Origin of the sequence: Pseudomonas sp. YY-1 (assembly GCF_002843095.1) — a bacterium.
Lineage (GTDB): Bacteria > Pseudomonadota > Gammaproteobacteria > Pseudomonadales > Pseudomonadaceae > Aquipseudomonas > Aquipseudomonas sediminis_A.
Genome location: NZ_PJLX01000028.1, coordinates 1 through 9,538 on the forward strand (window position 1 = coordinate 1; position 9,538 = coordinate 9,538).

Genomic DNA, 9,538 nt, shown 5'->3' on the forward strand with positions numbered 1-9,538 from the left:
CGGTGTCCTAGGCCACTAGACGAAGGGGACGCAAGACCCTAATCGCGAACCGATTCGCATCGATTCTGGCACTCCCGAAGGAGCCGAGATTGGTGGAGCTAAACGGGATCGAACCGTTGACCTCTTGCATGCCATGCAAGCGCTCTCCCAGCTGAGCTATAGCCCCATCTCGAGGACGGGGCGCATGTTAAGAGCGCCCCGATTGGCTGTCAACAACATTTTTCCGGCCAGCCCAAAGTTTTTGCCAATAGAACAATTACTTAGGGCCATTTCCTGCGGGGCGGAGCTGACACTCGCGAAACGCAGCATCGCCCCACTAGGAGCCGTGCCCTGCGGCAAATCGAAAGAACACTGAAAGCTAAAAGCTTCGCCCCGGGGCGGGGCTCCTACACAAGACCGCAGCACACCGCCTCCCTGTAGGAGCCGCGCCTCGCGGCGAATCGTTCGAGCAAACACCGTAAAACCAAGAGCTTCGCCCTGGGGTGAGGACTCCAGGAGCCTACCGTCAGGCGATGCTCGCCAGCAGTTTCTCCCACTCCTTGGCCTCTTTCTTCGAGGTGCCGCCGAGCAGCTCAAGCGCCTGGCGCAGACGGAAGCGAGTCAGGTCCGGGCCGAGGATTTCCATGGCATCGAGCACCGATACCGAGCTGGCCTGACCGGTGATCGCCGCGAACATCAGCGGCATGGCGTCACGCAGCTTCAGCTCCAGATGCTCGACCACCGCCTGAATGCAGCCGGTGATGCGATCCTTTTCCCACTGGCGCAGCGACTCGAGCTTCCACAGGATCAACTGCATCAGCTGGCGCACCTGATCAGGCGACAGCTTCTTGTGCTCGAACAGCTTGACATCCAGATTCAGACCACCAGAGAAGAAAAAGCCGGCCAGCGGCGCGATCTGGCTGAAGGTCTCCACCCGGCCCTGCACGTGCGGCGCGATCTTCATCAGGTATTCGGGGTTCAGGGCCCACTTCTGCACTTCGGCGGCGAAGGTTTCCACCGGCAGTTCACGCAGCCACTGGCCGTTGAGCCAGGACAGCTTCTCCAGATCGAAGATCGGCCCGCCCAGCGACACGCGGTTGATGTCGAAGTGCTCGATCATCTCGGCCAGGGAGAACTTCTCGCGCTCGTCCGGCATCGACCAGCCCATGCGCCCCAGGTAGTTGAGCATGGCCTGCGGCAGGTAACCCATACGCTCGTAGAAGGTGATGCTGGTGGGGTTCTTGCGCTTGGACAGCTTGCTCTTGTCCGGATTGCGCAGCAGCGGCATGTAGCACAGCGCCGGCTGTTCCCAACCGAAGTATTCGTACAGCTTGATCAGCTTGGGCGCGGACGGCAGCCATTCCTCGCCACGCAGCACGTGGGTGATGCCCATCAGATGATCGTCGACCACGTTGGCCAGGAAGTAGGTCGGCAGGCCATCGGCCTTCATCAGCACCTGCATATCCATGCGATCCCACGGGATCTCGACATCGCCACGAAGCATGTCCGGCACAGTGCAGACACCCTCGCTCGGCACCTTCATGCGCACCACGTGCGATTCGCCCGCGGCGATGCGGCGCTGCGCCTCGGCCGGTTCCAGGTGCATGCAGTGGCCGTCGTAACGCGGGGTTTCTTTGTTGGCCATCTGCTGCGCGCGCACTTCATCGAGGCGCTCGGCGGAGCAAAAGCACGGGAAGGCATGGCCTTTGCCGACCAACTCATCGGAGTACTTCTTGTAGATCTCGCCACGCTCGCTCTGCCGATACGGGCCGTGCGGGCCGCCTACATCCGGGCCCTCGTCCCATTCGATACCCAGCCAGCGCAGCGCGTCGAAAATCTGCTGTTCGGACTCACGCGTGGAACGAACCTGGTCGGTGTCCTCGATGCGCAGGATGAACTGGCCACCGTGCTGACGAGCGAAGCACAGGTTGAACAGCGCGATATAGGCGGTGCCGACATGGGGGTCGCCAGTTGGCGATGGCGCGATACGGGTACGGACGGTGGTCATGAATGCTCTCGGAAGGAAGACACGAGGGTTGAATCAAGCGGACGATGTTAGCAGGCCGGCGGCACCTGGCTCCAGCAACCCGCCACGAGTGATGGGCAAGCTGGCGATCAGGAAGTCGAGGAAGGTCTTGACCTTCATCGCCTGGAAGCGTCGTGACGGATAGATCGCGTAGACCTCCCCCACCGGCAGACGCGCCTCGGGCAGCAGCTCGACAAGGCGCCCGCTGCGCACCGCCTCCTCACTGATCATCACCGGCAGCCCGCAAATCCCTGCACCTGCCAGCGTTGCCTCACGGGCGAAGGTGATGTTGTTGCAGGTCATCACTCGCTGACACGGCAGATGCTCGCCCAGCAGCGGCCAGTAGCGCGGTGCATCGTGCTGCAGGAGAATCGCCCGATGCCCCTCCAGCTCGGCAACGCTGCGCGGCGTACCGTGCGCTGCGAGGTAAGCAGGACTGGCGCATAGGCGGCGGCCGCTTTCGAACAGCTTGCGCGCGATCAGCGTGGAATCCTGCGGCTGGCCGACCTGGATAGAGATATCCACGCCCTCCTCCAGCGGATCGACCGAGCGTGAGGTCAGCTCCACCTCTGCGTCGATCTGCGGGTACTGACGCATGAACTCGCCCAGCACTCGCCCGAGAAAAAGCTGGCCGAACTCGGTAGGTGAGGTGATCCGCAACAGCCCTGACGGCTCCCTCTGAAGCTGCATCACCGCCTGCTCGGCCTCGGCGAAGTCGAGCATGATTTGCCGGCAACGCTCGTAGTAAGCCTGGCCCACCTCGGTCAGGCGCAACTTGCGCGTGGTGCGATTGAGCAGACGCACGCCCAGGCGCTCTTCGAGCAACGCAATGCGACGGCTCACCGTCGACTTCTGCATTCCCAGGCTGGTTGCCGCCTGCGTGAAGCTGTGGCACTCCACTACCCGGGTGAATATCAAAGCATCATCGAGCCCCATGATTGTTCCTCATACGCAACAAAGCATGCCAAGCCGAGAGTCTACTAGCGAAAAGGGAACGCTGTTAAATTTACTTACACTTCCATGACGCACCCTGAGCCTCAAGCATGCCTGCCAAACTGCAACGTCGCCTCCTCGTCTTCGTGATCCTCCTGGTGTTGATCGCCGGTGCCCTGCTCGCCCACTGGCTGCTGGTCGGTCGCTACCACGAGAGCACGGACAATGCGTACGTGCAGGGTGAGATCACTCGCCTCTCCAGCCAACTGAACGCACGGATCGAAAAGGTACTGGTGCGTGACAACCAGCATGTCGAAGCCGGCCAGCTTCTGGCAGTGCTGGAAGACGCCGATTTCCGCCTGGCCCGTCAACGCGCCCTTGCCGCCTTGGAAACCCATCAGGCCGAACGCACCCAGGCGCAGAGCAAGCTCGACCAGCAGGCCAGCCTGATTGCCGCCAGCCAGGCCGACGTATCAGCCAGCCAGGCGACCCTTGATCGCTCCAAGCTCGATCTCGGCCGCGCCCAGACCCTGCGCAAGCCGGGTTATGTCTCCGAAGAACGCGTCACCACCCTGGCTGCCGACAACCGCGTGGCCCGCTCCCAAGTGGCCAAAGCTCAGGCCGATTTGCAGGCGCAGCGCCAGCAGGTAGCCAGCCTGGAAGCCGAGCTGAAACGCCTGGACGCGCTGATCCTTTCCGCGCAGGCCGACCTGGAACAAGCCGACCTCAATCTCTCGCGCACGCAGATTCACGCGCCGATCAGCGGCATGGTCGGCCAGCGCTCGGCGCGCGAGGGCCAGGTGGTGCAAAGCGGCACCTATCTACTGTCGCTGGTGCCGGATCAGGACATCTGGATCCAGGCCAACTTCAAGGAAACCCAGATCGGCCGCATGCGCCCAGGGCAGAAAGCCGAACTGTTGTTCGACAGCTACCCGGACACGCCCATCGAAGGCCGCATCGACAGCCTGTTCGCCGCCTCCGGCGCGCAGTTCAGCCTGCTGCCACCAGACAACGCCACCGGCAACTTCACCAAGGTGGTGCAGCGCATTCCGGTCAAGCTGACCTTCGCTGCTGACAACCCGTTGCGCGGGCTGATCCGCCCCGGCATGTCGGTAGAGGTCACCGTGGATCTGCGCAGCGACGACAGCCATGGCGGGTGATGCACTGGTCCGCCCCACAGCGGAACCCAGCCGCCGCGACTGGATCGCGGTGATGAGCACCATGCTCGGCGCTTTCATGGCGGTGCTGGATATCCAGATCACCAACTCCTCGCTCAAGGACATCCAAGGCGCGCTGTCCGCCACGCTTGAGGAAGGCTCGTGGATTTCCACGTCCTATCTGGTAGCCGAGATCATCATGATCCCGCTCACCGCCTGGCTGGTGCAGCTGCTCTCGGCGCGGCGCCTGGCTGTGTGGGTGTCAGTGGGCTTTCTGATCGCCTCGCTGCTGTGCTCCCTGGCCTGGAGCCTGGAGAGCATGATCGTGTTCCGCGCCCTGCAGGGGTTCACTGGCGGCGCACTGATCCCGCTGGCGTTCACCATGACACTGATCAAGCTCCCCGAGCACCACCGCGCCAAGGGCATGGCCCTGTTCGCCATTACCGCCACCTTCGCCCCCTCCATCGGCCCGACGCTGGGCGGCTGGCTGACCGAGAATTGGGGTTGGGAATACATCTTCTACATCAATGTGCCGCCCGGCCTGATCATGATCGCCGGCCTGCTCTACGGCCTGGAAAAGAAGGCGCCGCACTGGGAGCTGCTGAAGACCACCGACTACGCTGGCATCGTCACCCTCGGCCTGGGCCTGGGTTGCCTGCAGGTCTTTCTCGAGGAAGGCCATCGCAAGGACTGGCTGGAGTCGAGCCTGATCCAGGGCCTGGGCAGCATCGCTGCGATCAGCCTGGTGCTGTTCGTCATCCTCCAACTGTCCAGACCCAACCCGCTGATCAACCTTGGTGTCTTGCGGGAACGCAATTTCGGCCTGGCCAGTATTTCCAGCCTGGGGCTCGGTGTCGGGCTATATGGATCGATCTATGTACTGCCGCTGTATCTGGCGCAGATCCAGGGCTACAACGCCTTGCAGATCGGCGAAGTGATCATGTGGATGGGCGTGCCGCAGCTGTTTCTGATCCCGCTGGTGCCCAAGTTGATGAAGATCATCTCGCCGAAATGGCTGTGCGCCCTGGGCTTCGCCCTGTTCGGCGCGGCGAGTTTCTTCTCCGGCGTGCTCAACCCGGACTTCGCAGGCGAGCAGTTCCAGCACATCCAGATCGTCCGCGCACTTGGCCAGCCGCTGGTAATGGTCACGGTTTCGCTGATCGCCACCGCCTACATCCTGCCGCAGGATGCCGGCTCGGCCTCCAGCCTGTTCAACATCCTGCGCAACCTTGGCGGAGCCATCGGCATCGCCCTGCTCGCCACCCTGCTGGATGCCCGCGCCAAGGTCTATTTCGACTACCTGCGCGAGTCCATCGTGCCGACCAACCCGCAGGTCGAAGAACGCCTGCACCTGCTGACGCAGACATTGGGCAGCGAACAGGCAGCGCTGGCCAAGCTCAGCCAGATCGTGCATGAGCAAGCGATCATCATGGCCTACAACGACGCCTTCCACTTCATCGGCATCGCCCTGGGCGTGAGCATGCTGGCGATCCTGCTGACACGAAAGCTGCCGCAGAACATGGCGGGCGGTGGCGCAGCTCACTGACCCTACTGTGTGGGAGCCGCGCCCCGCGGCGAATCGAGAGAACACCGTAAAACCAAAAGCTTCGCCCCGGGGCGGGGCTCCTACAGAGGCAACCCCGCGCCACGCGGCAACATCAAACCTGCAACAACCGATCCCTCAGCTTCTGAATCTCATCACGTAACTGCGCGGCGGCCTCGAACTCCAGATCGCGCGCCAGGGCGTACATCTTCTCCTCCAGCTGTCGAATACGCTTGGTGATCTCGCTCGGCGAGCGCAGCTCGTTCTCGTAGCGTGCGCTCTCCTCCGCCGCCTTGGCCATGCCCTTGCGCTTGTTGCTTCGAGCCCCCGGCACCACGGCGCCTTCGAGGATGTCCTTGACGTCCTTCTGCACGCCCTTGGGCACGATGCCATTGGCCTCGTTGAAGGCGATCTGCTTGGCACGACGCCGCTCGGTCTCGCCGATGGCACGCTGCATCGAGCCGGTCATGTTATCGGCGTAAAGAATCGCTCTGCCATTGAGGTTGCGCGCCGCACGGCCGATGGTCTGGATCAGCGAGCGCTCGCTGCGCAGGAAGCCTTCCTTGTCCGCATCGAGGATCGCTACCAGCGACACCTCGGGCATGTCCAAGCCCTCACGCAGCAGGTTGATACCCACCAGCACGTCGAAGGCGCCGAGACGCAGATCACGAATGATCTCCACCCGCTCAACGGTATCGATGTCCGAGTGCAGGTAACGCACCTTGACGTCGTGATCACCCAGGTAATCGGTCAAGTCCTCCGCCATGCGCTTGGTCAGCGTGGTGACCAGCACACGATCGCCCGCCGCCACGCGCAAACGGATCTCCGAGAGCAGATCATCGACCTGAGTGCGCGCCGGGCGCACCTCGATCTGCGGGTCGACCAGGCCTGTCGGTCGCACCAACTGCTCCACCACACGCCCGGCATGCTCGCCCTCGTAAGGCCCAGGCGTGGCGGAAACGAAGATGGTCTGCGGGCTGGCCGCCTCCCACTCCTCGAAACGCATCGGTCGGTTATCCAGTGCAGAGGGTAGGCGGAAGCCGTATTCCACCAGGGTTTCCTTGCGCGAGCGGTCGCCCTTGTACATCGCGCCGACCTGCGGCACCGAGACGTGGGACTCATCGATCACCAGCAGCGCTTCATCAGGCAGGTAGTCATAAAGGGTGGGCGGCGGCGCGCCAGCCGGGCGACCCGAGAGGTAGCGTGAGTAGTTCTCGATGCCGTTGCAGTAGCCCAACTCGAGAATCATCTCCAGATCGAAGCGCGTACGCTGCTCCAGGCGCTGCGCCTCCACCAGCTTGTTCGCCCCGCGCAGGTACTCCAGGCGCTGCTGCAGCTCGACCTTGATGTGCTCAACCGCCTCCAGCAAGGTTTCACGCGGGGTGACGTAGTGGCTCTTGGGGTAGAAGGTGAAACGCGGCAGCTTCTGAATCACCTCACCGGTCAACGGATCGAAAGCGCTGATGCTCTCCACTTCGTCATCGAACAGCTCGACGCGAATGGCTTCGAGATCCGACTCCGCCGGAAAGACGTCGATCACATCGCCGCGCACGCGGAAAGTCGCACGGGCGAAGTCCATGTCGTTACGCGTGTACTGCAGCTCGGCCAGTCGGCGCAGCAGCGCACGCTGGTCCATCTTGTCGCCGCGATCGAGGTGCAGCACCATTTTCAGGTACTCCTCGGGGCTGCCCAAGCCGTAGATCGAGGACACGGTGCAGACCACGATCACGTCCTTGCGCTCGATCAGCGCCTTGGTCGCCGACAAACGCATCTGCTCGATATGGTCGTTGATCGAGGCATCCTTCTCGATGAAGGTGTCCGACGACGGCACATAGGCTTCCGGCTGGTAGTAGTCGTAGTAGGAGACGAAATACTCCACCGCGTTGTTCGGGAAGAACGCCTTAAACTCGCCGTAGAGCTGCGCGGCCAGGGTCTTGTTCGGCGCCAGGACCAGGGTCGGGCGCTGCACCTGAGCAATCACGTTGGCGATGGAAAAAGTCTTGCCCGAGCCGGTTACACCCAGCAGGGTCTGGTGCGACAGACCGGCCTCCAGCCCCTCGACCATCTGCCGGATCGCCTCGGGCTGATCGCCGGCAGGTTTGAAGCGGGTCACCAACTGAAACTCGGACATGCAGTACCTCGACAAATGGCTGTGACGCATCCTTTCGGACGGCGTCAAAAGCCATTAATTGCGGGGCGAGTTGGCAATAGTTCCAGGTAGAGTCGAATTACCTGGCAAAAGGCCTTAATTCAGGGCTTTGCGCTGTCGCCCCCTGGATTCAGGGTCGTTATACTAACGCCCTGTTTACGCGCCCCCTAGCGCTTTTGTCGGGGACGCCTGGCCACCCACCCCTCACTCGAGTTGCCGCACCCATCATGAGTCTCTTCTCTGCCGTCGAAATGGCTCCGCGCGATCCCATCCTGGGCCTCAACGAAGCATTCAACGCCGACACCCGCACCACCAAGGTCAACCTTGGCGTGGGCGTCTACTACAACGAGGAGGGGCGAATTCCGCTGCTGCGCGCCGTCGCAGAAGCCGAAAAGGCACGTATCGAGGCCCACGCTCCGCGTGGCTACCTGCCGATCGAAGGCATCGCCGCCTATGACAAGGCCGTGCAGGAACTGCTGTTCGGCAAGGGCGCTGCGCTGATCGAAGCTGGCCGCGTGATCACCACGCAAGCTCTGGGCGGTACCGGCGCACTGAAGATCGGTGCCGACTTCCTCAAGCGCCTGCTGCCGGACGCCACCGTCGCCATCAGCGACCCGAGCTGGGAGAACCACCGCGCCCTGTTCGAATCCGCCGGTTTCCCGGTACAGAACTACCGCTACTACGACCCGTTCAGCAACGGCGTGAACCGCGGCGGCATGCTCGAAGACCTACGTAACCTGCCGGCCCGTTCCATCGTCGTGCTGCACGCCTGCTGCCACAACCCGACCGGCGTCGACCTGCAATTGGAAGACTGGAAGGCCGTACTGGAAGTGCTGCGCGAGCGTGAGCACGTGCCCTTCCTCGACATCGCCTACCAAGGCTTCGGTGACGGCATCGACCAGGACGCCGAAGCCGTGCGCCTGTTCGCCGAGTCAGGCCTGGAGTTCTTCGTCTCCAGCTCGTTCTCCAAATCGTTCTCGCTCTATGGCGAGCGCGTCGGCGCCCTGTCGCTGGTCACCAGCAGCCGTGAAGAGTCCACCCGCGTGCTGTCGCAACTCAAGCGCGTGATCCGCACCAACTACTCCAACCCGCCGACCCACGGCGCCACCGTGGTCGCCAGCGTGCTCAACAGCCCGGAACTGCGCGCCATGTGGGAAGCCGAGCTGGGCGAAATGCGTGACCGCATCCGCAGCATGCGCCTGGCCATGGTCGAGCAGCTGGCCGCACTGGGCGCCAAGCGCGACTTCGGTTTCGTTGCCGAACAGCGCGGCATGTTCTCCTACTCCGGCCTCACCGTAGAGCAAGTGGAACGCCTGAAGGAAGAGTTCGGCATCTACGCCGTCGGCACCGGCCGCATCTGCGTCGCCGCGCTGAACAAAGGCAACCTGGACAGCGTCACCCGCGCCATCCACGCCGTACTGTAAGCCCTCGCGGCATACAAAAAACGCCGGCCCTCAAGCCGGCGTTTTTGTATGCATCAAATGACTGTAGGAGCGGCGCCCCGCCGCGAATCGTTCGACAGAGCACCGCAACAGCCAAAGCTTCACCCCGACACAGACACCGCCTGGCCTGTGGGAGGGGCTTCAGCCGCGATCTGCCGCTGCTGTCGCGGCTAAAGCCCCTCCCACGAGAGCAATACTGATCACTCCAACTCAAAGTGCACTCGCAGCCAGAGCAAAGTGTTGACTTCTCTTTTTTAATCAGTAACATACGCGCCGTTGTTCCGCGATAGCTCAGTCGGTAGAGCAAAT

At 62.6% G+C, this 9,538-nt stretch carries 6 protein-coding genes and 1 tRNA gene; 3 read left to right on the forward strand and 4 right to left on the reverse strand.

Features of this window, described 5'->3' with window-relative positions; genetic code table 11:
* Positions 1 to 90 precede the first annotated feature (90 nt).
* The 3 genes from CXP40_RS23390 to CXP40_RS23400 form a co-directional block, all read right to left on the reverse strand.
* Positions 91 to 166, reverse strand: a tRNA-Ala gene (locus CXP40_RS23390).
* Positions 167 to 505: 339 nt separating this feature from the next.
* Positions 506 to 1,987: a glutamate--tRNA ligase gene (gene gltX / locus CXP40_RS23395; RefSeq protein ID WP_106735667.1), complete on the reverse strand. Its 1,482-nt coding sequence runs from the start codon at positions 1,985 to 1,987 to the stop codon at positions 506 to 508.
* A gap of 33 nt (positions 1,988 to 2,020) precedes the next feature.
* Positions 2,021 to 2,941: a LysR family transcriptional regulator gene (locus CXP40_RS23400; RefSeq protein WP_099525406.1), complete on the reverse strand. Its 921-nt coding sequence runs from the start codon at positions 2,939 to 2,941 to the stop codon at positions 2,021 to 2,023.
* Positions 2,942 to 3,048: 107 nt separating this feature from the next.
* Here CXP40_RS23400 and CXP40_RS23405 point away from each other — a divergent pair, with 107 nt between their 5' ends.
* The gene (locus CXP40_RS23405) at positions 3,049 to 4,098 is read left to right on the forward strand and encodes an HlyD family secretion protein (RefSeq protein ID WP_106735668.1); all 1,050 of its coding nucleotides are present in this window, start codon (positions 3,049 to 3,051) and stop codon (positions 4,096 to 4,098) included.
* 49 nt (positions 4,099 to 4,147) lie between these two features.
* Positions 4,148 to 5,641 (forward strand): MDR family MFS transporter, encoded by a 1,494-nt coding sequence (locus tag CXP40_RS23410; protein ID WP_177429711.1) that lies wholly within the window; start codon positions 4,148 to 4,150, stop codon positions 5,639 to 5,641.
* Positions 5,642 to 5,753: 112 nt separating this feature from the next.
* Here the strand turns inward: CXP40_RS23410 and uvrB are convergent, their stop codons facing one another.
* On the reverse strand, positions 5,754 to 7,769 hold the full coding sequence (uvrB, locus tag CXP40_RS23415) for an excinuclease ABC subunit UvrB (RefSeq protein ID WP_106735670.1): 2,016 nt from the start codon (positions 7,767 to 7,769) through the stop codon (positions 5,754 to 5,756).
* Between the two features lie 245 nt (positions 7,770 to 8,014).
* Between uvrB and CXP40_RS23420 the strand changes: the two genes are divergently transcribed.
* The gene (locus tag CXP40_RS23420; RefSeq protein ID WP_106735671.1) at positions 8,015 to 9,211 is read left to right on the forward strand and encodes an amino acid aminotransferase; all 1,197 of its coding nucleotides are present in this window, start codon (positions 8,015 to 8,017) and stop codon (positions 9,209 to 9,211) included.
* The last annotated feature ends 327 nt before the right edge of the window (positions 9,212 to 9,538 follow it).

What these genes read in the sequence shown, in the direction of transcription:
- gltX (WP_106735667.1), bottom strand. Translation starts at nt 1,987, where the DNA reads ATGACCACCGTCCGTACCCGTATCGCGCCATCGCCAACTGGCGACCCC.
- CXP40_RS23420 (WP_106735671.1), top strand. Translation starts at nt 8,015, where the DNA reads ATGAGTCTCTTCTCTGCCGTCGAAATGGCTCCGCGCGATCCCATCCTG.
- uvrB (WP_106735670.1), bottom strand. Translation starts at nt 7,769, where the DNA reads ATGTCCGAGTTTCAGTTGGTGACCCGCTTCAAACCTGCCGGCGATCAG.
- CXP40_RS23400 (WP_099525406.1), bottom strand. Translation starts at nt 2,941, where the DNA reads ATGGGGCTCGATGATGCTTTGATATTCACCCGGGTAGTGGAGTGCCAC.
- CXP40_RS23405 (WP_106735668.1), top strand. Translation starts at nt 3,049, where the DNA reads ATGCCTGCCAAACTGCAACGTCGCCTCCTCGTCTTCGTGATCCTCCTG.